We start from the raw sequence: 25,352 nt of genomic DNA, 5'->3' as shown, positions 1-25,352 counted from the left end.
TCATCCCCGCACAAGTTTTAAGACCAGAAGCTCCGGCATGTCATTGATTCGAATGTTGACCGAATGTGTGCCGAGTCCCCGGCCCACAATCATCCTGGTTTTTTCTTCCTCAAATCCGCCCGAACAGTAGGGGCAGAAAAACTGGTACTGCGGTGTCATCAGCCCGCCGATGGCCGGGATCCGAACCGTTCCTCCGTGAAAATGCCCGGACAGAACAAGATCCGCTCCCCATTTCGCCGCCGCTTTTAAAAAGAGGGGCGAATGAAGCATCAGAAGTTCAAACCGCTCTTCCCCGTCCCGGGACCGGCAAGGCCCGATATGCCGTTCAATGGCGTCTGCCGCAATCTCCGGCATCGTCAGAACATGACGGTAATATTTCTCATCGACGCGACATCCGGTAATCCGGAGATCGCTTCCGATATCCACGCTCTCATCGTCCAGAATCCGGACGCCTGCCTCACGGAGCTGTGAAAAAAACGGCTCCGATTCTCCGATCCGGTCTTCATGGTTTCCGTAGGAATACCACACTGGAAAATCCTCCGACAGTCTCCGCAGAAGAGAAAGCGTCGCCTCACAGACCGGTTTTCCGCCGTCGCTTCTTCTGCAGACAACCATATCTCCGCCGACCAGAATCCCGTCCGGTGCCTCCCGGCGGATCGCCCGGATAAGCGGCGCATTGTCAATGCCGAATCGTTTTTCGTGAAGGTCTGTCAGAAAAATAAATTTCCGGTCCTTCTCCCGGATCTTCTCCGATCGAATCACATAGGTTCCGGTCACAAAATGGTTCTTCTCATATTCCGAACGCGCATAAAAAGCCGCCCCTGCCGCGGCACCGGCCGCAGCAAGGCCGGGAAGGATCTGTTTAAGATTTTTTCCCAGAATCTTCACGTTCCATTCGCCTTTCTCATTCACATTTTATGCCCGTATGCTTCCCCCGGATGCCCCTGCGTCGTGAGACCCGAGAAGAGTTTTCTGTGGTTTTTGCACACTTATACATAGTAAACTTCATTTTACACTGACGCATGAATCGCCGTCAAGGTTCTTTGCCCCCATGATTCGCATCTGTTTTGCGGACAGAATGGTAAAGCCTCATCCCGGCATTGCGGAAAGACCGCAAGCCCCCACCGTCAAAAGGCAGTGAGGGCTTGCAGTCTTATCACTTCTGTTTTCCATCCGGTCCCCAGAAATCAAAGACCAGCATGGTGATATCATCGAACTGTTCCGCCTCTCCGGCGAACTTTCTGATATCTTCTCTTACTTCGATCAGTAGTTTCTGAACGTCAGCATCCGGATCCGCATTGAGACATTCGATCATGCGGTCAGTGCCGTAGAATTTTCCGGCCTCATCATTTGCCTCCGGCACACCGTCTGTGTAGACGAAGAGAGAATCACCCGGATTAAGTTCAAACGGATGCTCTCGGAAACGCATACCTTCCATCGTTGCCACGGCAGGAGAATGACGATAGATATCCAGTTCATACTTGCCGCCTTTTCTCCGGATCGCCGGATGCTCATGTCCGGCATTGGCAGCCAGGCCTTTTCCGGTATTGATATCCAGGATAGCCAGCCATACCGTGACAAACATATCACTGTCATTCCCTTCGCTGAGCTGATCATTGACATAGCTCAGAACTTCAGCCGGAGAACGGGAATCCTGACACCGGTTCTTGATCAGTGTCTTGGAAATAACCATGAACAATGCAGCCGGTACACCCTTGCCGGAAACGTCGGCCATGACCAGGCCGATGGTATGATCATCCAGCATAAAGTAGTCATAGAAATCACCGCCCACTTCCTTGGCCGGATCCATTGTCGCATAGATATCGAATTCGTTGTGATCCGGGAATGCCGGGAATATCCTTGGCAGCATGGACGCCTGGATGTTGTTTGCAACGTCCAGTTCGGCGCCAATCCTCTCCTTTTCCCTGGTAACCGTTAACAGGGAACTCATATAGTTCTTCATTCCGACAAACATGTCCGATATCGCGACGGAAAGCGATTCAATCTCATCCCCTGTATGAATGTCCGGGTCGTTGATGACCAGCTCTTCCGGCATTTCCGCTCTGCGGCTGCTTTCCACAAATGCTTCCGATACTTTTTCGAGTCTGAGCACCGGATCAATGACGCGATTCTTCAGCCACCGGTTGACAAAATAAACGGCCAGCATAGCAATCAGAATCATCATAACCAGCGTTGCCACTGCATAAGTCATCAGGACTTTTGTGATTTCATTCATGGATATATCGATTGCCAGCAGGGCAACCGCTTTTCCCTGCGAATTTCGGATCGGCAACATGCCGGTATAATCATAGCCGAACTCGGTGTGGTTGGCGAAATACGTAATGTCTTTCGCGTCCATACCATTAAGATATTGTCCGGCAACGGTTGCCGAATAACCATCTTTGTTCAGTTTACCCAGTTCGACGGAATAGAAATCATAATCTGTTTCCTTTTCTTCCGCGGTAATCCCGGCCATGACATCCATAATGTTGTCGGAATCATTGGCATTCAGCGGTTTAATGATATAGATGTATTCGATATCATCATAGTTCTCCTTAACCTGGTCAAGGAAACTCTGAGCATATTCGTATTTTTCGCTCTTCTGTTTCGTTTCGATGCATTTTTCCAGGTCATCACCGTCGATATATTTTTGGGTGAGCTTCAGTATATCGCGCAGATAAGCCTGGTCTTTTTGAAAGACCGTATCCACATAAGACCAGAAACCGAACGCCCCCATCAAAAGGCTGATAACCAGGACCAGTACCGTCGTACCGGTATACAACGCTCTGTTTATGGATTTCTTCTTATTTTCCATGGCCCAGCTCCTTTCTGTTTATGATGTAGTGCAATAATCCCAGACCGCTTATGCATGCCAGGAAAGACATGTTTGTGACACCTCCGGCACCCAGAAGTCTTGAGAAGATGACGGGGCCGAGTGATTCACCGATATTCTCGGTAAAGTTATAGACACCGATCGCATTGTCCTGACCGAATTCAACCGTTGGTTTCTGCCGCAGGAAGAATGACTGATGCGTCGGCTTTCCGAAGGAAGCGCTGATGCCCATTACGATCAGTGCAATGATGATACCGATAAGTTCCGGCTGCGCCGCAAAGATCGCAAACGCAACAACATTGAGTCCGATCGCCAGATAGATCGCGTAATCTCCAAACGCCTTTTCCGTCTTGTCCCATACGCGGGAACCTAACAGTACCGCTACTTCCGAGTACAATACCAGCAGTACAGAGATGACCGTTTCATTATATCCTATGCTTTCCGCAAAAACCGGAACAAAGTAGAACACAAAGCTGTTGAAGATGATATACGGATTCTGGATCAGCACAAAGAACGACAGGATCGTCTTATGAAAGATAAACCCTGAAACGTTCTGTCTGGCGTCCGCAGTAAACTCAGCATTCTCATCGCTCGCTATGATATCCTGCAGTTTACCTGCCAGGAATCCGGCGAAGAAGAACAGCGACAGCCAGGTCATTGCCACAAAGACAAAGACATATTTCTGTGCGAGCGTCGTAGCTATAATACCACCGAAAAGCATACCCATGTTGATACCGGAAAGGCTGGCGGAATTGTAATTGTTCAGACATTCATTCCGAACCTGCTTATCATTCAGGTAAGTCAGCATGATGTAGATCGAGTTGGAGATCAGACCTACACCGATACCATCCAGCAACAGACCCAATACCATTGTAAAATAGTTCGGTATCAGCATGGTCAGATTTCCGGCCATAGCGAACAGGCAGGCAAACATAAAGATTTTCTTTATGCCAAAACGTCTGACAAGTTTTGCGGATACCAGTGACATGATCCCCATAACAAAGATATTGACCGTCAAAGGCAGCGACGCGATCAGACCGGCATAACTCCCCGCAAACAATTCACATCTTTTTAAAATGTAAACCGGCAGGAAGGACGACACCATATTGAAAGCCGTAAACACCAGAACGATCAGCAGTCTGATCAGATGGACCGGAACCACAGCATTCCCGATCTTTTTTATCTTCTTTTCACGATAGCGGCTGATCAGATAAAAGAACGAAAGCCCCTCACTGGTCATTACCCACAGCAGCAGAAGGATGATGACTATCGAAAACAGTACATCTTTTTGCATCTGCTGGATCATATCCGATACCACATAGGTATCGGCGCCAACCGCTACCGCCCCGATGACATTCCGATCGGATGAGTAGACCGGCACCTTTACAGACAGGTAAGTACCGGTGACATCGGCAACGGCATCGTTCCAGACCGCATTGCCGGTGTCATAGACCTCTCTCACCTCATCATATTCGACTTCATCGAGTGGAAAATATACACCGATGGACTGATCCAGATAGGCAATGCCGTAACCGGTTTGTCTGTCCTCAGACAGCTTCAGAATATTGCAGTAAGCCGTCCTGTAGAAATCAACGTTCATCGGGAAAGCGCTTTCCATCCGGTCAATCAGGTTGAGATACGATTCGGAATTGAAATCAGATGCCTTTTTGATATTGCTCACATCGGCTTCATCAATACTCTCCGAAACAATCAGCGCTGTGGCTCTCAGCTGTTCTCTGATCTTATCCATATAAGAATCACGAAACGCATTGAGCAGGGTCGTACTGAGTACCGCTAAAATCACCGCTCCGACGATCACAATCGTAAAAGGAGCGCTCTTAGCGGTATTAAATCTGAGGCCGGAAACATCCATGAACAGTCGAAGAACAAACAGGATGCCGGCAAGAAACAGCAACACCGAACAGCCTAAAAATACATACTGTCTTACCAGATCGGCGTCCGATTTTCGGATCTCCGTGAATTGGGCCTCGTTTTCTCCAATGCGCCGGATACCATCGGAATTGGTCACCAAAAGATCATCATTCTCTGAACATACCGTGACCGTCTGCGAATCGGTACCTTCGATCATCACTATGGTCTTCTGATCTTCGCCATCGATCCTGACCGCTTCCAGATTTCTGATGTCTGTAAAATATACCTCACCGTTTTTGACATCCATGCAGAACGGAATACGATTTTCTTCATTTTCCCCATCTGTCGTATAGATCAGCTCCGGCGTATTTTTTTCAAAACGATTGATCTGACCGTTCTTGTCCATGATGAAGACCGCATCACGCTCAATGACAAGATCGCTTACCGAATCAAAGGCATCCGGATAAGGGATCCGTTTTTCCTCATCCATTCCGTCCTTAATGCGGTGAATCAGGACCGAATCGGCCATGCATTCGCCAAACATAAGCGCTCCCTGATCTTCCGTCAGACCATAGAAGGAGTGTTTGTTGTTTTGATAGCCGTCGTAGATGTTCTGGGTGACATTTTCGATATAATTGCCATCCAGATCATACTTCATGACCAGTTCTCTGGCCAGCAGCATGCCATCCCATTCCGAGACGGAAAGATACAGATTCTCATCCGTTATCAAACAGTCATCGATATACAAAATGCTCGATCCGTTATCGCTTGGATCTACGATCGAGTAACGCTCTTTTCCATCCGAATCAAAACACATGATTCTTGAATGACCGTTATCGATAACATAATAAAGACCCTTATATTCTCTGGTGATATATCCCAGCGATATCTCCTTGGTTTTGGAAAAAACCTCCGCTATCGGAACCCTGAAATGCAGACAGATCATCAAAAGAAGGCCGACCACAAACATAAGAAGGATATCGGCCTTTCTGGTTTTATGGGAAAAAAGATAATCCTTCATAATTCCTCCAGTTCAGATTTAAACTTGCCGTAATCCTTGTATTCCGGAGTCGTACAGTAAAGCGTATTGATTCCGTCCTCACTCAGCAGCTCCGGAAACAGGATACACCCCATCACGGTATCTTTCTTGTGGAATTTACGGCATTTGCGGTAGGAATCCGTCTCATCCATACTGTTGACTTCGATAATGTATTTTGATCCGAATACATAATATGGGAGAGCCGGCATGGAAATATAATCCTTGATGGACTCCAGTTTTGCCATATTGGAAGTCAAAGAACGCAAAACCTTGTTTTTTTCAATAAAAGGTGCTCTTTTTTCATAGAAAAGATCCAGCATTTTCTGATCGCGGCCATGAACCAGGGCGAATCCTTTTACCGCAAGAACCTTCCTGAGCTCATCGATCAGTTCAAGATACATATCACTTATATGATAGAGGATCTCTTCAAATCCCTTTACCGTCTTTTCCCTGAGGTCTTTCCTGAGATAACGCAGACAGTATTCCAGATATTTGCGGTAAGACATATCCGGTAAAGTCATCACCAGTGCTGCCTGTAATGCATTGGCAACCGCAAACGGGAAAAAGACATGAAGATATTCCTGATAGGTCAGGCCGGTCTTATGATTGTGGAAGACAATATCTTTGATATTTTCCCCGTTCTGCTCCATGAATCCCGCCAGATCCAGATCGGTTTGAGCATACGCCCCATTCTCCTGATCATGATATTTCTTCCCTGTGGAATAATCAAAAAAATAGGACGATCCATCATTCAGCTCAATAACAGCGGTAACTTCATGTTCTCCAAAAAGACACGGACCGCCTTCCACGCAGACGGATTCCGGTTCGTTTTTCAGGCCTTCACAGATCTTAACAAGATTCTCCCCGTAATACGGAAACATTTCTTTATGCCGGAAAACAATACGTTTCAAAGGCGGAAGCTGTTCGCAAAGCATGTTGTAACAGAGCAGATCCGCCGCATTCTTAAAACGCAGGATACCGTCACTTACATCCGGAATCTCGTAGAAATCCCCCGAAGCAATCCTGAAATCCAACATTTGCTCATTGCAGTTTCGGTAGGCCGTGTCTTCCAGCCGGATGCCCCGGTCTTTTAACAATCCTCTCACTGTATAAAACATAATTCTATCCCAACCTATAGACTATGACCGTTTTGGCAAATTACACAAATACAGTCCGTTATTACTATTTTCCTTTTACTTTATCATATTTCGTCATATAAATGTCTATCAATAAGTTGGATCACAGGACTTGTTTTCTTTTGATTCATCCCAAAAACGAGAGAAGTTCTGCCGCAAGATTCGGCGCAAAGGGCGACAGCATCTTCAAAAAATCCGCGCAGGTTACGGGATCCGCATATCCACAGACCCGGTATAATCTCCGGATCGCCCGCTCATATTCCATAAAAGCGGGCGGAATCGTCCGGAAACGCCGTTTTTCATATCGCTCCCAAATCATGGCCGAGTAGCGGTCCCTGCACTGACGCCATGCCGTTTCCCCCTCTGACTCTGACTCTGCCTTCATCCCGTCCTTGATCTCTGCCTTGTCCACCGGAAGAAAACGCTCATCGGCGCGGTCTGATTTCTCCCGTTTTCCGGCCTCCGGCCTCCGGTCGTCCTCCCTATAACCCTCATTTTCCTTTATTCCCTCCGGCGTCAGGTCGAACATCTCTCCGAAATCGCGGTACGTTCTCGCCAGAAAACCGTAGACGCCGTCCAGTGCTTCCGGAAAATATTCATCACCGGTGGGCAGTTCCTTCAGCGGACAGAGAAAAGGATTCCCGCCCCGGACATATCCGGACACAAGATAGCCCGCAAACATCAGCCCCAGTGTCAGCCCATCGCTTCCGTAGTCAAAGCGATAGTCATCCAAAAAAGCCGGGAGAAGCTTTTCCAGTTCTTCCCGGATCTTCCGAGAATCGAAAACAGCCCCTTCCGGCACGGTCAGCTGATATCTGCCCGTCTCACACTGCCATTTTTTCTCAATGGCAGCGTGATTGTAGATCAGCATTGATTATTTAACAACAAAGTTCAGAATCTTGCCCGGAACGTAGATTTCCTTGACTACGGTCTTACCTTCCATGAACTTCTGAACATTTTCATCGGCCTTTCCTGCCGCAAACGCCTCTTCTCTGGTGCAGTCAACCGCAAGCGTTACGGTTCCTCTGACCTTACCGTTGACCTGAACTCCGATCTCGATGGTGGAATCCTTGGTCTTCTCCTCATCGTACTCCGGCCAGGAGGACAGGGTACAGAAGGTCTTTCCGTCCGGGTTCATGCCCAGTTCTTCCCAGATCTCCTCGGTAATGTGCGGAGCAAACGGGCTGAGAAGCTTGATGAAGGTGATCAGATCATTCTTTGTGATCGCACCTGCTCTGCCGAACTCATTGATCAGCGCCATCATGGAAGCGATGGCGGTGTTGAACTTCATCGCCTCGATGTCTTCCGTTACCTTCTTGATGGTCTTGTGGAGCGCAGACTCAATCTTTGCGTCTTCCTTCTCTGCGGTCGCAATATCCGTCAGCGCGCCGACACGGTCCAGGAATCGCTTGCAGCCCTTTACGGTATCATCGCTCCACGGAGCAGAGGAAGTGTAATCGCCCATGAACATGACATAGGTACGAAGAGTGTCGGCACCGTACTCTTCCACAACATCCAGCGGATCGACAACATTTCCCTTGGACTTGGACATCTTCTCGCCGTCCTTGCCGAGGATCATGCCCTGATAGGTTCTCTTTGCATACGGCTCTGCGCATCCCACCTCGCCGATGTCGTAGAGGAAATGATGCCAGAATCTGGAATACAGAAGATGTCTTGTGACATGCTCCATACCGCCGTTGTACTGATCCACCGGCATCCAGTAATCGAGCTTTTTGCGGTCCGCAAATGCCTTGTCATTGTGCGGATCACAGAAACGCAGGAAGTACCAGGAAGATCCCGCCCACTGCGGCATGGTATCCGTCTCTCTCTTTGCATCGCCGCCGCACTGCGGGCACTTGCAGTTCACAAAGGAATCGATCTTTGCCAGCGGGGACTGTCCGTCGGTACCCGGCTCAAAGTTCTTCACATCCGGCAGTTCCAGCGGAAGCTCGCTCTCCGGAATTGCAACGGTACCGCACTTCGGGCAGTGAACCAGCGGAATCGGCTCGCCCCAGTATCTCTGACGGTTGAACGCCCAGTCCTTCATCTTGTACTGGATTCCCTTATGGCCGATGCCTCTCTTCTCGATCTCCTCGAGCATGCGTGCGATGGAATCCTTCTTATTTGTATATCCGTTAAGGAAATCGGAGTTGATCATGGTTCCGTCGCCCGCATAGGCTTCCTTCTCCACGTCTCCGCCCTCGATGACCGGAATAATCTCCGCGCCGAACTTCTTAGCGAAATCCCAGTCTCTCTGATCGTGTGCCGGCACCGCCATGATCGCACCGGTTCCGTATCCCATCATGACATAGTCTGCGATAAACAGCGGAACCTTCTTGCCGGTGATCGGGTTGATGCCGCAAAGGCCGTCCAGCTTCACGCCGGTCTTATCCTTTACCAGCTGAGTTCTCTCGAACTCCGTCTTTTTCGCGCACTCTGCGCGGTATGCCTCTACCTCGTCCCAGTTAGCAATCCGGTCCTTATACTTATCCAGCACCGGGTGCTCCGGAGCAACAACCATGAACGTTACACCGAACAGGGTATCGCAGCGGGTGGTGTAAACCTCGAGCTTTTCGTCGGTGCCGTCGAGACCGAAATTGACAAATGCACCCGTGCTCTTTCCGATCCAGCTGACCTGCTGCTGCTTGATGGACTCCGGATACTCGACATCATCCAGGCCGTCGAGGAGCTTATCCGCATACTGTGTGATGCGCAGATACCATACATCCTTTGGAAGCTGAACGACATCACTGTGGCAGATGTCACATTTTCCGCCCTGGGAGTCCTCGTTGGAGAGGACAACCTTGCAGTGCGGGCAGTAGTTGACCAGTGTCTTTGCACGGAATACCAGGCCCTTCTTGAAGAGCTGGATGAAGATCCACTGTGTCCATTTATAGTAATCTTTGCGGGATGTCGCAAACTCTCTGTCCCAGTCAAATGAGAATCCGACCTTCTTCAGCTGATCGGTAAAATGCTCAATGTTCTTCTCGGTGATGATATGCGGATGCGTATTGGTCTTGACCGCATAGTTCTCGGCCGGAAGACCGAAGGAGTCAAAGCCCATCGGGAAGAGAACGTTGTATCCCTGCATTCTTCTCTTGCGGGAGATAACCTCGATACTGGAATATGCCTTAATGTGGCCGACATGCATACCGACGCCGGACGGATACGGAAATTCCACCAGTCCGTACCACTTCGGTTTCTCGGAAAAATCCACCGCTTCGAACGCCCTGTTCTTTTCCCAGGCTGCCTGCCACTTCGGTTCGATCTTCTTAAAATCGTATTTCATGACTTCTGCTCCTTTTCTGTTGCCTCTGGTTTTCTAAAAAAGATAAAGCCCCGCATCTCCCGATCAGGAGACGCAGGGCCATTCATTCATGTCTGCGCGGTACCACTCCGCTTTACGTTTTCACGTACACTCATCAGGTCTGTAACGGGACATCCCGGCGCCGCTTACCCCCGTCATCCTCCGTGGCATTTCAGAATACCTTGGAAAATGCGGTCTTCCGCGCGCTGCTCCGAGGCGAGTTCACGGATTTCCCCATGCTGCCTTGCACCGCCCGGCAGTTCTCTAAAATGGTTCCGTCTGCTACTATTCCTCTTCTTTGCATTTCTACGATAGAATATCGCATTCTTGATCCCGTGTCAATACTTTCGCCCGCGCAGCCGTCTGCTCCTACCGGTTGTCCCGGATGAAATCGCTGACCTCCTCCGGCCGGATTCCGAGGGCAATAGCCATGCATTCGTCAATCGTGCTCTGCACGCGGGCCATCATCTGCGCATCTCTCGACGGGAGCGCCTTTCCGATGCTGCGACGGTGTTCCTGACGATTATGAAGTTCCTTTACGACCGAAACCATGGTATCCATATCCTGTGTGTCATATGCAGCTGCATACTCCTGATCACGGTGACGTTCATTCCGGATCTTCAGAGGCTCAATCTCATCCATGCGGTGAATCAGGTTCATCGCTTCTTCCCGGGACATAATCGGTTTCAATGTAGCGGATGCCACCTCTTCCGGAACATAGATGGTCTCAGCTGATCCGCGAATCGGCGTCAGTATCAGATACCGGACGTCCTTTCCCGTCAGCTTCATAATCTCTGTTCCGGTGATTTGACAAACCTTCCCGCTATTGTGTACCAGATAATCTCCTGTCTGCATTTTTACCTCCAGTATCCGCCACGGGCCGGATTACACTGAGCCCGCATCGGATCTGCCAATGAAGTCTGAACGTGCAATTCAGACTTTGCCTCCTTTGATACGATTGTAACACAGTCGGAGATCCGGTTTCAAAAGAAAACTTTCACAAAATTAATCTGTTTGCCGCCTTTCTGATTGTGAACAGTAATCTGTTTTATCTATATTTCTGCAATTATATCTTATATTCCAACATTGTATGGTGGAACAAAAGAAGAAGGCGTGGTCCCGACCTCCGGAATCACGCCTTCCCGATACAACTCTCCCCCTCTGCCGGTTCGTTTCCTCTCAAACGATCCCGGACTCTATCGCTTCCGAAGCATTGCCCCTCTTCCGTTTCACACGGATTTGCTCTGCTTTCGGTCCGATATTCCACTCATTCCTTTCATTTCTCCGTTCTCAGTCTTCCGCCAGTTCCGCGGCTCTCGCCTCGACTTCCTTCGCCTGAACATCGCCCGGGCACTGCTCATATCTGGAGAATTCATACTCGAAGGTTCCGAGTCCTCCGGTCATAGAGCGGAGCTCGGTTCCGTATCCGTACAGTTCCGATGCCGGAATATCTGCCGATACGACGGTACTTCCGTTGTGATCGGAATCCATTCCGAGTACACGGCCTCTTCTGCGGTTGAGATCTCCCATGATATCACCGGTAACCTGATCCGGCGCATTGACTTTCAGGGATACGATCGGTTCCAGAAGCACCGGCTGTGCTTCCATGAACGCTTTCTTGAAGGCGATATTGGCCGCCATCTTGAATGCAAGTTCCGAGGAATCCACCGGATGATAGGATCCGTCCAAAAGAACCGCTTTCAGGCCGACAACCGGATATCCGGCAAGCGGTCCCTTGAGGCAGCAGTCTGCAACGCCCTTTTCCACTGCCGGGAAATAGTTCTTCGGAACCGCGCCTCCGAATACCTGCTCCTCGAATACATACGGTGTCTCGAGATCGCCGGACGGTCCGAATTCCATCTTGACATCGCCGAACTGACCATGTCCGCCGGACTGTTTCTTATAGCGGCCCGCCTCGGTCACTTTGCGGCGGATCGTCTCGCGGAAAGCAAATTTCGGTTTACGGAGCTCAATGGCTACTTTATATCTCTCTGCCAGCTTGCTGACAACAATGTCAAGCTGCTGATCGCCGATGCCGTAGAGAAGTGTCTGACGGTTCTCGGTATCCGTCACAACCTTTAAGGTAGGATCCTCTTCCGTCAGTCTCGACAGCGCCTGGGAAATCTTGTCTTCATCGCCCTTGGTCTTTGCCGAGTACGCCTTGTAGGTGTACGGTCTGGACAGCTTCGGTCCGTCATAGAGAACGCGCGCGTTGGTGGAAGCCATGGTATCACCGGTCTCGGTCACGGTCAGTTTCGCCAGCGCACCGATATCGCCCGCGTGAAGCTCCTTTACTTCGATGGCATCTTTTCCGCGGAGAACGTACAGTTTTGCGATCTTCTCCACCGCGTCGCGGGAAACATTGTAAATCTGCGTATCCGGCGTCAGCGTTCCGGTAACCACCTTCAGAAGACTGTAACGGCCGATAAACGGATCAACCACTGTCTTCCAGATCTTTGCGCTTCTCGCGGATTCCTCATTGTAACCGGTGTAGAAATGTTCGCCGGTCCCGGCGTCAACCCCCGTGCACTGAAGATTCTCCGGTGACGGGAAATATTTGTCGATAACCTGAAGGAGATAGCTGAATCCCTGTGCATGAATTCCGGAACCCATGATAACCGGAACCATCTCGCCCTTGGATACAAACTCGCGAAGCGCGCCCTGAATCTCTTCGGTGGTAAACTCGTCGCCGGAGAAATAACGCTCCATGTAATCCTCGTTGGTCTCGGCAACCGCCTCGATCAGGGCATCTCTTGCGATGGTCAGATTCTTCTCCGCGTACTCCGGAATATCGCACTGTACGTACTCGGACATATTGGTAAAACGGCGGCCTTCCATCTTAACGACATTGACAAAGCCGACGAATTTCTCATTTTCACGGATCGGCACCTGGAACGGTGCAATCTTTCTTCCGAACTGCGTTTCCAGTTTCAGGAGCAGTTCACGGAAGCTTGCCTGATCGTCATCCATGTTGGTGACAAAGATCAGACGCGGAAGCTTCATCTCCTCACAGAGCTTCCATGCCTTAATGGTTCCCGGCTCAATCCCCGCCTTGCAGTTGACAACAATGATGGCTGCGTCTGCAACGCTTGCCGCCTCTTCCACTTCGCCTACAAAATCAAAATATCCAGGAGTATCCAGAACGTTGATCTTAATCGGTCCGCTCTCACCTTCGTATTCTACCGGTACCACGGAGGCTGAGATAGAAAACTGACGCTTGATCTCTTCCTTATCGTAATCGCTGATGGTTGTTCCATCCGGCACACTTCCTAATCTCTTGGTGACGCCGGTAACCAGTGCCAATGCCTCGGCCACTGTGGTCTTACCGGCGCCTCCATGTCCCAGAAGAACAACGTTACGGAGCTGCTTAGTGCTATAAACGTTCATGTGCAAATCCTCCTGAAATATAAAGTATTTAATTAACTGTCAATATTGTACCGAAAACTGATTGACAATTCAAGTATTTTGTACATTTTATACTAATTTGTATGTGGTTTTTCGAATTTCCGTTATGCTTTTACTCTTATTTCCTCTCTCCTTGCAGATATTATCGTTTGATTTTGTCCAAAAACGCGCAACACATTTTCTCCCGAAAAAAAGATATAAGATTTTTATCATTTTAGATTTACAGCTTTAAAGTTATGAATTACAATATTGTTTATGCAGGTGTTTGATTCGTCTGCCTGCAAAGTGCAGTATCTCAGAACAAGGAGGTTATCCTATGGAGCAGTTAACGATCGGTTTTATCGGACTCGGACTCATCGGCGGGTCGATCGCCCGCAGCATCAAACGTGTGGACAAGAGCGTCCGCATTATGGCATATATGCGTACACGCGCTTCACTCGAAGCGGCTCTGCATGACGGAACCATTGACCGGATTCTCGACCGTGCCGATGATCCCGCACTTTCCGAATGCGATATCATCTATCTCTGCACTCCGGTGGAATACATCGCCTCCTATCTTGAAACCATCCGTCCGCTTCTGAAGGACGGAGCGGTGATCAGTGACGTCGGCTCCACCAAAACCGAGGTTCATCACACGGTCAGCCGTCTCGGCATGGAAGCCTGCTTTGTCGGCGGACATCCGATGGCCGGTTCCGAGAAGACCGGTTATGAGCACTCGAACGATCACCTTCTGGAAAATGCGTACTACGTCATTACGCCAACGGCAAGCTCTCCGAAAGCGCTGGTGGACCGCATCGAGTCCATCGCCAATATGATCGGAGCGATTCCGATCGTTCTCGATTATCAGCACCATGATGAGATCGTCGCGACCATCAGCCATCTTCCGCACATCATCGCGGCTTCTCTCGTCAATCTCGTCCGTGAACGCGACGATAAAGAGCAGAACATGAAAAATCTTGCCGCCGGCGGTTTTAAAGATATTACCCGGATCGCATCCTCTTCCCCTATTGTGTGGGAACAGATCGCGATGACGAACACGGACAATATCGTCCGGGTTCTGGAAGCCTACATTGCTTCCCTGAACACCACCCTCGACAAACTCAAATCACACACCGAAGGCTATATCGAGAAAATGTTCACGGAATCCCGGGAGTATCGCTCTTCCTTTACCAACAGCAAGAAGGGTTCTCTCGACCCGGATTACTCATTCTCGGTCGATGTCCGCGACGAACTCGGTGCAATCGCGGTCATTTCCTCGATTCTTGCTACTGCCGGCATTAATATCCGGAACATCGGCATCAACAACAGCCGTGATTACGAAGACGGCACCATGCAGATCTGTTTCTATGACAAAGACAGTATGGATGCGGCGATCGAGCTTCTTCTGAGTTTCAACTACAAACTGTCACTATAGAATGCAGAAAGGAATCATCATGCGTCTCAACCCGGCATCTTCTCTCCGCGGTGAAATCACCGTCCCGGGAGATAAATCCATCTCTCACCGCAGTATCATGTTCGGTTCTCTGTCAAAGGGAACCACCGAGATCGACGGCTTTCTGAACGCCGCAGACTGTCTATCCACCATCGCCTGCTTTCGCAGGATGGGCGTCCGTGTGGAGGAAAATGTCCTCCGCCCGGGACATATTCTGGTACACGGTCTCGGTCTCCGCGGGCTTCACGCTCCGGACGGCATCCTGGATGTCGGCGACAGCGGAACCACCGCGCGTCTGATCTCCGGCATCCTGTCCGCACAGAATTTCAAAACCCGCCTGACCGGCGACGAACTGATACAGAGACGGCCGATGGCGCGCATTATGACACCGCTCTCCGCCATGGGGGCCCGCATTTCGAGCGACCGGGGAAACGGCTGTCTTCCGCTCACGGTCGAGGGCTGCCGGCTTCACGGAATTCACTATGACAGCCCGGTGGCGAGCGCGCAGGTCAAGTCCTCCGTTCTCCTCGCCGGCCTCTATGCCGACGTTGAAACCTCCGTCACGGAACCGACGATCTCCCGTGATCACACTGAGCGCATGCTCTCCTCATTCGGAGCGGATCTCCGGACAGAGGGAACAACGGTATCCATCCGGCCCTCAGACGAGCTCCATGCACAAAAAATCATTGTCCCGGGAGACATTTCCTCCGCTGCATATTTCATCACGGCAGCACTCATCACGCCGAACGCCGAAGTTCTCATCCGAAACGTCGGCATCAATCCGACCCGCGACGGAATCCTTCGCGTCTACAGGCGCATGGGAGCCGATATCAGCCTCGTTAACCCGCGGGAATCCTCCGGTGAACCGGTTGCCGATCTGCTTGTCCGCTCCTCTCATCTTACCGGAACGGAGATGGGCGGTGCCGAGATTCCGGCCATGATCGACGAACTGCCGGTCATCGCGGTTGCGGCGGCCTTTGCCGAGGGGACTACGGTCATCCGGGATGCCGCTGAACTCAGGGTAAAGGAATCCGACCGGATCGCGGCCATGACAGCAGCCCTCACCGCTATGGGTGCGGATATCACGCCGACAGATGACGGCATGATCATCCGCGGCGGGAAAATGCTGCACGGCGCTGCCGTCGAAACGCGGAAAGACCACCGCATCGCCATGTCCTGCGCGGTCGCCGCCCTATCGGCATCCGGAGAGACAGAAATTCTGGACGCGGAATGTGTCGACATCTCATATCCCGAATTCTACCGGGATCTGAAGCGTCTGACGGTACAGTAAGCGGGCCCGTATATTACGAGAACGCAGTGTTATATATGACGACAAAAGAGGCAGAACCAACCGCCGGAGTTTATCCGGTCACGGATTCTGCCTCTTTTTGTGTCATAGGAGAGTGCTTCGCCCGATTATGCTTCTCTTCTCAGAAAACCCGTACCAGCCGGTAATGATTCTTCGGATCGATCAGCACCATTCTTGCTTTCTTTCCCTCTTCGATACTTCCGTACCGGTCCAGGATCCCGGACGCCCTCGCCGGATTATAGGTCGCCGCACGGATCGCGTCCTCCGCCGGGATACCGAAATCAATCGCATTGACCATGCAGTCGTATACATTGGTCGCGCTCGCCGCCAGCGTGCCGTCCTCCAGAAATGCCGCATGATCATGCTTGAATATTTTCTGTCCGCCGAGTTCATACTCACCATCCGGCATTCCCGCTGCCCGGCAGCTGTCCGAGATCAGGATCATTTTCTCCGGCCCCATCAAGGAAAATGCCGCACGGATCATCGCCGGGTGAATGTGCACGCCGTCGCAGATGATTTCACAGGTAACGTCCTCCGCCTCCTGCGCCGCGGCCATCGGTCCCGGGTTCCGGTGATGAAGCCCCGGCATCGCGTTGAACATATGTGTCAGATGCTTTGCGCCTTTTTTGTATGCCTCTTTCGCCGTCTCATAATCAGTCATCGTATGCCCGATCGAAATCCGGATCTCGTCGTGGAGTTTTTCGATAAAATCCATCGCCTTGTCCACCTCCGGCGCGACCGTGATGATTTTTGCAAAATGTCCGGTCTCTTCCTGCAGTTTCTTCACAAAATCCGCATCCGGTTCCTGAACGTAGAGCGGATTCTGGGCCCCAACCCTGTCCTTTGAGATAAAAGGTCCTTCGAGATTCACGCCTACGATCACCGCCTCATCGCGCTTCTGCGTGTGAGAATACGCCTCCGCCGTCCGAACGATTCTCTCGACCTCCGCCTTCGGAAGCGTCATCGTAGTCGGCAAAATCGTGGTGACACCGCAGCTCCGGAGATATTTCGCCATGGCGCGCAGCGCCTCCTCCGTTGCATCGTTCGTGTCATGAGAAACGCAGCCGTGAAAATGAATGTCCGTGAGTCCCGGAATGAGCCATTTGCCAGCAGCATCGATCACCTCTTCGACCGGATATGGCCTGAGAGGCGCGGCCGATACCGTGTCAATCCGGTCATTGATCACGCGGACGTCCCTTTTGGCAAACCGGAACTCCTCCGTATATACACAGGCATTCTGAATCAGCATACGATCATCCCCTTTGAGCCGAGATCACAGCCGGACAGCGCCGCATCATCCGCGACAACCGTCAGATCGTGATGAATCTGAAGAATCGAAGCCGGAACCCGCGGGGTGACCGGGCCAAAGAGTGCCTTCTTAACGGCATCCGCCTTGTCCTCGCCGCTGGCAATCAGAAGAATCTTTTTTGCCTGCATGATCGACTTGATTCCCATCGTCACAGCCATCCGCGGCACCTCATCCACACTGTCAAACAGACGGGAATTTGCCTCGATTGTACTCTCCGTGAGATGGACGAGGTGGGTTTCCTTCTCAAACGCCTCTTCCGGCTCATTGAAGCCGATGTGTCCATTTCGTCCGATGCCGAGCAGCTGCAGATCGATGCCGCCCAGAGAACGGATCAGCTCATTGTACCGGCGGCACTCCGCCTCCATGTCCGCCGCTTTTCCGTTCGGGACATTCGTGTTCATCCGATCGATGTTTACATGATCAAACAGATTGTGATTCATAAAATACCGGTAGGACTCGGAGTTTGATCCGTCCAGGCCGACATACTCATCCAGATTGACGGTTTTCACCTCACGGAAGTCCAGATCGCCTTTCTCATACCATTCGATCAGCTGACGATACGTCCCGATCGGAGACGATCCGGTTGCCAGACCGAGCACGCAGTTCGGCTTCATAATAACCTGGGCGGAAATGATATTGGCCGCCTTTCTCGACAACTCCTGATAATTTGCAGCTCGATAAATTCTAATCATATTTTTCCTCCAGACCCGGGTATGCGCCACACGAAGCTGCGCGTATCCGGACCGCCAACGAGTTGAAACACGCTTCGCGAGTTTCAGGCGTTTAACGGCAGTCGCCAAGACCTCACTAAGGCGTGGGCTTTGGCTCATTGTTCACGTAAATCAAAATCAGAAAGCTTATCTTCAGATCTTCTGTTCCTCCGATATCGCATAGTAAACCGCGCCGGCAAGACCGGCATCATTGCGGAGAGCCGCCGGTTCGATCTCAAGCTGATCGGCAAACCGCGGCATCACGCGGGAAAACACTTTTTCCCGGAGCGGATTCATCAGACAGTCGCCGGCGGCGCTCACGCCCCCGCCGATGAGAATCTTCTGCGGCTCAAAAATGTGAACCAGGCTGACAAGCCCTGCCGCGATGTCATCTTCCCACCGGGATACCACAGCCTTCAGCGCCGCGAGATCCCCGGAGTATGCATCCTCCGCTCCGTTCCGGAGTACATCGAAGATGGCTTTTCCGTCCGGAAATCCCGTCTCCTCTCCGGTGAGTTTTCCCTCCGCGGCAGATTTCATTCCGAAAAGCTTCCGGTCAATATTTCCCCGGATCATCTCCTCTTTCACCCGACGAACCAGAGCGGTGCTGGATGCGTAGTGTTCCAGACAGCCACGGTTTCCGCAACTGCAGAGTTCCCCTTCTTCCCGGATGATGATATGCCCGATCTCTCCGCCAAGTCCGCGGTTTCCGGCCAGAAGCCGGCCATTCGCGAGAATCCCGCCGCCGACGCCGGTTCCGAGAGTCACCATCACCACATCGGTAAGCCCACGTGCCGCCCCCAGCCACAGTTCACCGAGAAGCGCGCAGTTCGCATCATTGGCCGTATAAACCGGAAGACCGAAGCACTTTGTTAGCTCCGGCCCGATCTCGCTGCCGATGTAATTCGGCAGATGACCGGCTGCTCCAATCACCGTCCCCCGATGGCTGTCGATCTGTCCGGTCGCGGAAACCCCGATCGCCCGGATCTCACCGTTCCTCACCCGGTCTCCGGCAAATTCCTCTGCCCGGGCAAGAACAGTTGTCAGAATCGGCGTCCGGTACCCGTCAAAATCCACCGGAAATGACGCCCGGTCCAGAATACTTCCCTCCGCATCCATGATGCCGAACTTTACTGCCGTTCCGCCGATATCGATGCCCAGATACCGGGAAGAACTCTCTTTGTTCATATATATTCCTCTCCTGCCTGTTCCCTTGTTTGAACAGCTTTCTTCCATGTTTGCACCATTGACTCCGTCCCTGCGGTGCATCAGTTTTCGCAGAGTCCCTTTCCGTCAAACGCCGCCAGTTCTTTTCCGGCTTTCCTCGCTCTCGCACACGCTTTCCCCGCACAGTCTCCCTGATCGGTGACACAGGCCTGCACGCGGATGCTGGCCTGGACGAGGAATGTTGTCGAGATGCAGCGCCCGATCGTGAGCATATTGTCCACGGTGTCGTTGATCAGGCAACGGTACGGGATCTCGTAATACTCTCCGCGCATGTATTTTTCCATGTGAACCAGACCCTTTGTCGCCGAGTGAACGTCGATATACCAGTCGCCTTTGGCCACCGGATCCTCGAAACGGGCACGGCGGATGTAGTCGTCCTCATTCAGCACATACTTTCCGACAATGCGGTAGGACTCCCGGATTCCGATCTCGCTCGCGACACGGATCAGAAAACTGTTCTCAAATCCCGGCATCATATTCTGCAGAAAAGTGACCAGTCTCCGGATCATTTTGTGTCCTTCCGCGATCGCCTGAGAGCGCGCAAGGGCATCGGTATTCTTCTTCATGAACGAAAGATGCGGACAGTTAAAGGACATACAGCCCGGTTCACCCGGAAGTGAGAAGCACTGATAGTAGACCAGATCCTCTTCCTTTAAGTACCCTTTTTCGATACCCTTCCGGAAAATCGGCTCCAGTTTAAAGCCTTTGTTCCGAACCATTGCGGACTCAAAGAAGAATCCGGAGGTGAGTGGGGAGAAACTGTCCTCGAGAGACAGACAGTATTCCCGATATTTTTCCACATCAATTCCGCCCATTTCAAAGCGAAGACTGGCCATCTGGTTGTTTCCGTCCCCGTCTCCGGATACGGTCGGAACCCCGGCCAGTCTCGACAAAAGCGCATCTCCGGTCGCATCGACAAACTGTGCCGCAGATACCGCACACAGACCGTCGGTGTTGGAAAGAACCGCCATGACGATCTTTTTTCCCTCTTTGATCACATCCACCAGCGCAGTATCGTAGAGTACCTTTCCGCCATAGCCGCAGAAAAGGTTTTCCAGCGCCTCACAGCGCGTCTCCGGCGTGGAATAGACATATTCCATGATGCCGTCTCTCGTCTGCACACCGATTTTCTTCAGTTCTTCTTCGATCTCTCCGAAATTCCGTTCGTGCGGAACAAAGGACTCCATCACCGGTGTCACCAGAGCGTTGACCGCCGCTCCTCCCAGTGAAATGCTTTTTTCCACAATGAGCACGCGGTTTCCCTCTCTCGCCGCGCTGATCCCGCAGGATGCACCGGCGGTACCGCCGCCCACAATCACCGTGTCAAACGTTCCGATCACCGGGATCTCCCGGCTGCCATATCTGAACATCTTCATCTTCCGGTCCACCTCTCTTTACATGGCAAATTCCACTGCGCCCGGCCGGTTTGCAGCTTCCCGCTTCCGGCGCATTCTCATGACATTTTTCTCAAAAACCTCCGGCGACAGTTCTCCCTGCCGCAGCATGGTCAGATAATCAATGACCGGCGGCGGCACCGCCGGCTTCATCACTTCATTTGCAAAAGTATGCGCCGCGATCTCCGATGCCGTCCGGATCCGGCATTCCCGTATTCCGAGAAAACCTTTTTTTCGGGCAGGCCTGAGAAGCCGGTACACTCTCCCGTTCTTCAGGTATTCCAGACAGTGAAAATACTCATGGGCCAGATGAAGGCTCATCATCTGGTCCACACCGCTTTCACCGATTTCTGGGATTTCCTTGGTACACTCATATTTCTCCGATATGAGGTCCTCGTTCAGCATCACCGTACAGTTTCCCTGTTCAAACACGGTGCTGGCGGCAATCTTTAGCCCGAATCCACGATCGGAATTCGCCTTTACACACTGAATGCGGATCCCGTCAGTCTCCGCACACAGCCCGGCCCAGTTCTCCAGTCCGATATGGCCCGGCCGAACACCGCTTCCGGTCAATAATGTATTCGCGGCCTCTTTTCCCATGCGTATGCTGCTCTCTGTGTAATACCGGAAGGAATCATCCGGTATTCCGGCAGCTGCCGGGTCCTGCATCAGCAATAGCTCCATACACTCTTCATGGCAGAGGCTCTTCGCCAGTGCAATTGCATCACTCAAACTCATGCTCAATCCTTCGCGCAGACAGCAATAATTTTCTGACTGTCAGAGACAAATTCCAGATCCATATCCGCAAGGTTCATCAGCTGATCTTTGGTCTGAACACCGCTGAGGTCACTCATCTTCTGTCCAAAGAAAAGATAGGTCTTCGGAAGAACCGCGCCGGCATCGCTGTACTGCGTCATGCTGTCCAGAAATTCCGAGAATCCCTGCTTGAGGCCCTTCTTATCAAAGATCATTGCAGCCGCACGGTCCTTCTGCAGACGGATAACGCCTTCCTCATCCATCACACGAACCACTTTCTTTTTGCTGCGGAAAAGCCCGAAAAAGCTCTTTTTCTCCAGACAGGCCTCATAGGCGTGCCATCTTCCTTCTTCCCCGAGTTTCTCGATATTCGCGGCGTCCGTCTGAAGACCGTCCGCAAGGATCTTTATGCGCTCCTCCTCGGTGATTGTCTTCGTTCCGCGGTCTTTGGTGCGGAGTTCCGTTGCTCCGGTCGCCGTCGCTCTCAGAATATTCTTCTGGCTGTCCACATCGATGGAAATCTCCACAGTTGCCGGATCGGCTCCCGCTCTGGTGATAACTTCCAGAACATCATGACGGATCTTCCGGATATCGTCCTCCGTCGGATTTGCCACATTTCGCTCGATCTGCTCGCGCACCATCGCAAGCGATACACCGATGGTGGAGATATACGGCGCATTCTCCGCAATGCGGAACCGGATGCCCGACTTCCGGCTCAGATACGGCGTGATGACCGATGCGGAACCGCCGCCGCCGACCAGATAGATCAGATTCGGATTCAGATCATAGTCCTTTACCAGCGCCTGAACGATCTCATTCACCTTGGAAACGCCGATGTCCAGCGCCTTCGTACAGAGATCGGTCACCGACATTCCGGTGAAATCCGCCAGTGCCTGCCATGCCTTCTCGGCTGCCACGGCATTTCCCTTCGCGTAATCCTGTTCCGGAACCAGTCCGAGAATGTTCGCCGCGCCCGCAAGGGTCAGCGAATACCGCTTTCCGTTCGAGCACTCAACCGCAGCGTATTTCGCCTCATCATCCGGTCTCGGCGCGATGAGAACAATCTTCGGATCTTTCATATCCTCCGGATCGGCAAACACTTCATACTCCAGATCGGCAATGTGGGCTGAGCGCGGGCCGACATCGGTCAGAGCGCCGTTTTCCACAACAATCATGCTTCCTCCCGCGATGCCGACGGTGCGGACATCGAGGGATGTCAGATAGAGTTTATGACCGCCGACGGTGGCATTCTTGATCATGACTTTTCCGTCGCGGATTGCGGAGATATCCGTGGACGTTCCACCTGCCTCAAGGAAGACACCGTCCGTGATCTTCTCGTACATGAGAGCGCCTGCGACACCGGCCGCAAGTCCCGACAGCATGGTCAGGATCGGACGTTTCCGCACCTCATCAATGCTCATAACGCCGCCGTCGCAGCGCATAATCATCAGAGGTTTGCGGATGCCGGAGTTCTTGACCGCCTCTTCGGTCATGTCCGCCGTCTCCATCATCTTCGGAATCAGCGCCGCATTGACTACCGCAGTTCTGGTTCTCGCCTTCAGGCCGTAAAGCTGCGAGATTTCATATCCGCCGGTTGCAAGCATTCCGCACTCTCCGGCAATCCGGATCACACGCATTTCATTTTCCGGATTGTCGACCGAATAGCTCTCGGATGCGACGATCACTTCACATCCCTTCTCTTTCAGTTCATTCACCGCTTCGCGGATGCGCTCATCCGTAAGCTCTCTCGAATCCAGAAAACAATGCTCCGTGCAGAGATATTTGCCCGGCGCAAGTTCGATATTGCCGACCCGCGTCTCCCCTTTGGAGCGCTCGGCTTCGAGGCCGGTTCCCATTCCGATAATGCCGACCCGCGCAACGTCGCCCTCAAGAAGCGCGTTGGTCGCCTGTGTCGTTCCGTGCGCAATGAAGATAACATCATCCGGAGAAATATTGTTTTTCGTCAGCACCTGATCGATGGCCTGAACAATACCTTCCGCAACACCATGTTCCGCATGATGCGTGGTCGGAACCTTTTCCTTTGCGATAATTTCATAGGTCGAATTATCGACAACCACGGCATCGGTAAATGTGCCGCCGACGTCGATTCCGATTCTTACCTTTCTGTTCTGGATTTCTTTCTTCATTGGATCGTTCATGAGAAATAACCTTTCTTTACAATCGAATCTGCGGGGATCTCCCGCCCTAAATCTCCCGGTATAAGGGACTCCGGCAGACGGATGCCGTCCGCCGGAGCGCAAAGTTTGCAGGCTCCCCTCGGGAATGAGGGGAGGCGGGAGCCGAAGTCCGCCTGCGGACTTTGTTCCCGTTCTGCTGCATTTTTCTTATCAGAAATGTACCACTGCGGTGTAAACCAGGATCGCAAGCGCCATCACCATGGTATACGGCAGAGTGGACTTCAGGATGTCATTGACATCAACCTTCGCATAATCCGCCACGATAACGTTCTGTGTGTTGGTCGGATCGGATACACACTGAACCACGCTGGTGCTGCGCAGTGCCATTCCGACAGCCGATGCGGAAAGAGAACCGGCCTGAAGGAAAATGTTGGCAAGACCGCTTCCGAGGCCGTACATGTTAAGCGGGCCTCTGTACAGAGCGAGCGGGGAAAGAACCGTGAAGAGGATGACATAGACGATCTTGTCCGACGGAAGGATGGCTCCGATCACCGGCTGCATGAGAGCAGAAGTAGCCTTTGCCGCCACACCGTTTAAGAGAATGCCGATTCCCATCATCAGCGCGATAACACCGGCAACATCCTTGATTCCCTCCACAACGGATCCGGAGATAACCTGAACGGTCTCGGACGGCTTTGTGATGAGAGATGTGACAAGAATCGAAATCAGCAGTGCAACATTGGCATCCATCTTAAACAGGAATACCAGAAGCACCGGAAGAAGCGGCATCACCATGGCGATCGGGGATACCTTCGCGCTAGGAGCCTGCATTGCCCAGTGTGCGCCCTCTGTCTTCTTAACGTTCACAAAAATGTACGCAACCGTCACCAGAATGCAGACAACGCCCATCACGAGAGAAGTGCTCTTGATCACGCTCATCTCCATGCCGATGGTGTCCACATAGAGCTGATACTGTGAAACGTTAAAGAGAAGGCCGATGTTCAAGCCGAAAAGCACAAGGCTTGCCGCCGCTACCGGGGCAATACCCGCGGACAGCATCAGCGGAATGGCGATCTGGGAAACCATGATCACCGGACCGGCTCCGCTCATGGATGTGAAGATGATGGCGGTTGCCGCGGTCAGTGCGAGCGCGATGGCAATTGCCTTATCTCCGGCCAGCTCCGCTGCCTTGCGGATGATGGCATCCGAGATACCCTCTTTCTGAATCACTCTGGCGAAAATGGCACCGAAAATGGTGACGACGATCGTGCCGCCGAGTTTTGCCGCGCCCTGTGTGATAACAAAATTCGTGATGGTCTGTGTCTCCTTATCGGAAGAGACAAAAGGTACGCCTGCTGCTGCCGCAATGAGAATTCCCATCACCGGCAGTGCCAGAATTGCCGGAAGCTTCTTTGTCATCATCAGGACAACGCCGGCAACAAATATTGCCAAAATCAGAATAACCTGTAACGTCTGCATTTGATT

Annotated in this window: 17 protein-coding genes and 1 other annotated feature; of the genes, 2 read left to right on the top strand and 15 right to left on the bottom strand. The window is 51.9% G+C overall.

The annotated features are described in order from the left end of the window. From BR86_RS0103975 to BR86_RS0103940, 8 genes are all read right to left on the bottom strand, one after another. Window positions 1-888, bottom strand: a complete 888-nt coding sequence (locus BR86_RS0103975; RefSeq protein WP_242841556.1) for a metallophosphoesterase — start codon at window positions 886-888, stop codon at window positions 1-3. Window positions 889-1,156: 268 nt separating this feature from the next. Further along, window positions 1,157-2,815 (bottom strand): PP2C family protein-serine/threonine phosphatase, encoded by a 1,659-nt coding sequence (locus tag BR86_RS0103970; RefSeq protein WP_051684570.1) that lies wholly within the window; start codon window positions 2,813-2,815, stop codon window positions 1,157-1,159. Continuing rightward, window positions 2,805-5,726: an MFS transporter gene (locus BR86_RS0103965; RefSeq protein ID WP_031471702.1), complete on the bottom strand. Its 2,922-nt coding sequence runs from the start codon at window positions 5,724-5,726 to the stop codon at window positions 2,805-2,807. Before BR86_RS0103965 ends, BR86_RS0103970 begins: the two co-directional genes overlap by 11 nt. Next, window positions 5,723-6,862 (bottom strand): ribosomal RNA processing 1 family protein, encoded by a 1,140-nt coding sequence (locus tag BR86_RS0103960; RefSeq protein ID WP_143099311.1) that lies wholly within the window; start codon window positions 6,860-6,862, stop codon window positions 5,723-5,725. Before BR86_RS0103960 ends, BR86_RS0103965 begins: the two co-directional genes overlap by 4 nt. A gap of 145 nt (window positions 6,863-7,007) precedes the next feature. Then, on the bottom strand, window positions 7,008-7,751 hold the full coding sequence (locus BR86_RS0103955) for a hypothetical protein (RefSeq protein ID WP_031471700.1): 744 nt from the start codon (window positions 7,749-7,751) through the stop codon (window positions 7,008-7,010). A gap of 3 nt (window positions 7,752-7,754) precedes the next feature. Then, window positions 7,755-10,169, bottom strand: a complete 2,415-nt coding sequence (gene leuS / locus BR86_RS0103950) for a leucine--tRNA ligase (RefSeq protein ID WP_031471699.1) — start codon at window positions 10,167-10,169, stop codon at window positions 7,755-7,757. 63 nt (window positions 10,170-10,232) lie between these two features. Further along, window positions 10,233-10,495 (bottom strand) — a binding site (T-box leader). Between the two features lie 61 nt (window positions 10,496-10,556). After that, a complete protein-coding gene (locus BR86_RS0103945; protein WP_031471698.1) occupies window positions 10,557-11,042 on the bottom strand; it encodes a CarD family transcriptional regulator in 486 nt (161 codons plus the stop codon). A gap of 435 nt (window positions 11,043-11,477) precedes the next feature. After that, window positions 11,478-13,574, bottom strand: a complete 2,097-nt coding sequence (locus BR86_RS0103940) for an elongation factor G (RefSeq protein ID WP_031471697.1) — start codon at window positions 13,572-13,574, stop codon at window positions 11,478-11,480. Window positions 13,575-13,908: 334 nt separating this feature from the next. Between BR86_RS0103940 and BR86_RS0103935 the strand changes: the two genes are divergently transcribed. Then, a complete protein-coding gene (locus tag BR86_RS0103935; protein ID WP_031471696.1) occupies window positions 13,909-15,006 on the top strand; it encodes a prephenate dehydrogenase/arogenate dehydrogenase family protein in 1,098 nt (365 codons plus the stop codon). Window positions 15,007-15,025: 19 nt separating this feature from the next. Then, window positions 15,026-16,315 (top strand): 3-phosphoshikimate 1-carboxyvinyltransferase, encoded by a 1,290-nt coding sequence (gene aroA / locus BR86_RS0103930; protein WP_031471695.1) that lies wholly within the window; start codon window positions 15,026-15,028, stop codon window positions 16,313-16,315. Window positions 16,316-16,454: 139 nt separating this feature from the next. Here the strand turns inward: aroA and nagA are convergent, their stop codons facing one another. From nagA to BR86_RS0103895, 7 genes are all read right to left on the bottom strand, one after another. Next, entirely contained in the window at window positions 16,455-17,582 is a 1,128-nt protein-coding gene (gene nagA, locus BR86_RS0103925) for an N-acetylglucosamine-6-phosphate deacetylase (protein ID WP_031471694.1), read from the bottom strand. Beyond that, on the bottom strand, window positions 17,576-18,334 hold the full coding sequence (nagB, locus tag BR86_RS0103920) for a glucosamine-6-phosphate deaminase (protein WP_143099312.1): 759 nt from the start codon (window positions 18,332-18,334) through the stop codon (window positions 17,576-17,578). Before nagB ends, nagA begins: the two co-directional genes overlap by 7 nt. A 171-nt stretch (window positions 18,335-18,505) precedes the next feature. Next, window positions 18,506-19,540 carry an ROK family protein gene (locus BR86_RS0103915; protein WP_031471692.1) on the bottom strand — a complete coding sequence of 345 codons (1,035 nt, stop codon included), beginning with the start codon at window positions 19,538-19,540 and terminating at the stop codon, window positions 18,506-18,508. A gap of 80 nt (window positions 19,541-19,620) precedes the next feature. Beyond that, on the bottom strand, window positions 19,621-20,955 hold the full coding sequence (locus BR86_RS0103910) for an FAD-dependent oxidoreductase (RefSeq protein ID WP_031471691.1): 1,335 nt from the start codon (window positions 20,953-20,955) through the stop codon (window positions 19,621-19,623). Between the two features lie 18 nt (window positions 20,956-20,973). Next, a complete protein-coding gene (locus BR86_RS0103905) occupies window positions 20,974-21,711 on the bottom strand; it encodes a hypothetical protein (RefSeq protein WP_031471690.1) in 738 nt (245 codons plus the stop codon). A gap of 2 nt (window positions 21,712-21,713) precedes the next feature. Further along, entirely contained in the window at window positions 21,714-23,888 is a 2,175-nt protein-coding gene (locus tag BR86_RS0103900; protein ID WP_242841555.1) for a hydantoinase/oxoprolinase family protein, read from the bottom strand. Between the two features lie 189 nt (window positions 23,889-24,077). Continuing rightward, window positions 24,078-25,346: a hypothetical protein gene (locus tag BR86_RS0103895; RefSeq protein WP_031471688.1), complete on the bottom strand. Its 1,269-nt coding sequence runs from the start codon at window positions 25,344-25,346 to the stop codon at window positions 24,078-24,080. Window positions 25,347-25,352 lie beyond the last annotated feature (6 nt).

The sequence above is a fragment of the [Clostridium] aminophilum DSM 10710 genome (assembly GCF_000711825.1).
GTDB classification, from domain to species: Bacteria; Bacillota; Clostridia; order Lachnospirales; family Lachnospiraceae; genus Clostridium_R; species Clostridium_R aminophilum.
The sequence above is the reverse complement of the archived record's forward strand: the minus strand, read 5'-3'. Positions and strand labels throughout refer to the sequence as shown.

Coding starts and splice junctions, on each gene's coding strand:
- BR86_RS0103970 (WP_051684570.1), bottom strand. CDS start 2,815: ATGGAAAATAAGAAGAAATCCATAAACAGAGCGTTGTATACCGGTACG.
- BR86_RS0103965 (WP_031471702.1), bottom strand. CDS start 5,726: ATGAAGGATTATCTTTTTTCCCATAAAACCAGAAAGGCCGATATCCTT.
- BR86_RS0103960 (WP_143099311.1), bottom strand. CDS start 6,862: ATGTTTTATACAGTGAGAGGATTGTTAAAAGACCGGGGCATCCGGCTG.
- BR86_RS0103955 (WP_031471700.1), bottom strand. CDS start 7,751: ATGCTGATCTACAATCACGCTGCCATTGAGAAAAAATGGCAGTGTGAG.
- leuS (WP_031471699.1), bottom strand. CDS start 10,169: ATGAAATACGATTTTAAGAAGATCGAACCGAAGTGGCAGGCAGCCTGG.
- BR86_RS0103945 (WP_031471698.1), bottom strand. CDS start 11,042: ATGCAGACAGGAGATTATCTGGTACACAATAGCGGGAAGGTTTGTCAA.
- BR86_RS0103940 (WP_031471697.1), bottom strand. CDS start 13,574: ATGAACGTTTATAGCACTAAGCAGCTCCGTAACGTTGTTCTTCTGGGA.
- BR86_RS0103935 (WP_031471696.1), top strand. CDS start 13,909: ATGGAGCAGTTAACGATCGGTTTTATCGGACTCGGACTCATCGGCGGG.
- aroA (WP_031471695.1), top strand. CDS start 15,026: ATGCGTCTCAACCCGGCATCTTCTCTCCGCGGTGAAATCACCGTCCCG.
- nagA (WP_031471694.1), bottom strand. CDS start 17,582: ATGCTGATTCAGAATGCCTGTGTATATACGGAGGAGTTCCGGTTTGCC.
- nagB (WP_143099312.1), bottom strand. CDS start 18,334: ATGATTAGAATTTATCGAGCTGCAAATTATCAGGAGTTGTCGAGAAAG.
- BR86_RS0103915 (WP_031471692.1), bottom strand. CDS start 19,540: ATGAACAAAGAGAGTTCTTCCCGGTATCTGGGCATCGATATCGGCGGA.
- BR86_RS0103910 (WP_031471691.1), bottom strand. CDS start 20,955: ATGAAGATGTTCAGATATGGCAGCCGGGAGATCCCGGTGATCGGAACG.
- BR86_RS0103905 (WP_031471690.1), bottom strand. CDS start 21,711: ATGAGTTTGAGTGATGCAATTGCACTGGCGAAGAGCCTCTGCCATGAA.
- BR86_RS0103900 (WP_242841555.1), bottom strand. CDS start 23,888: ATGAACGATCCAATGAAGAAAGAAATCCAGAACAGAAAGGTAAGAATC.
- BR86_RS0103895 (WP_031471688.1), bottom strand. CDS start 25,346: ATGCAGACGTTACAGGTTATTCTGATTTTGGCAATATTTGTTGCCGGC.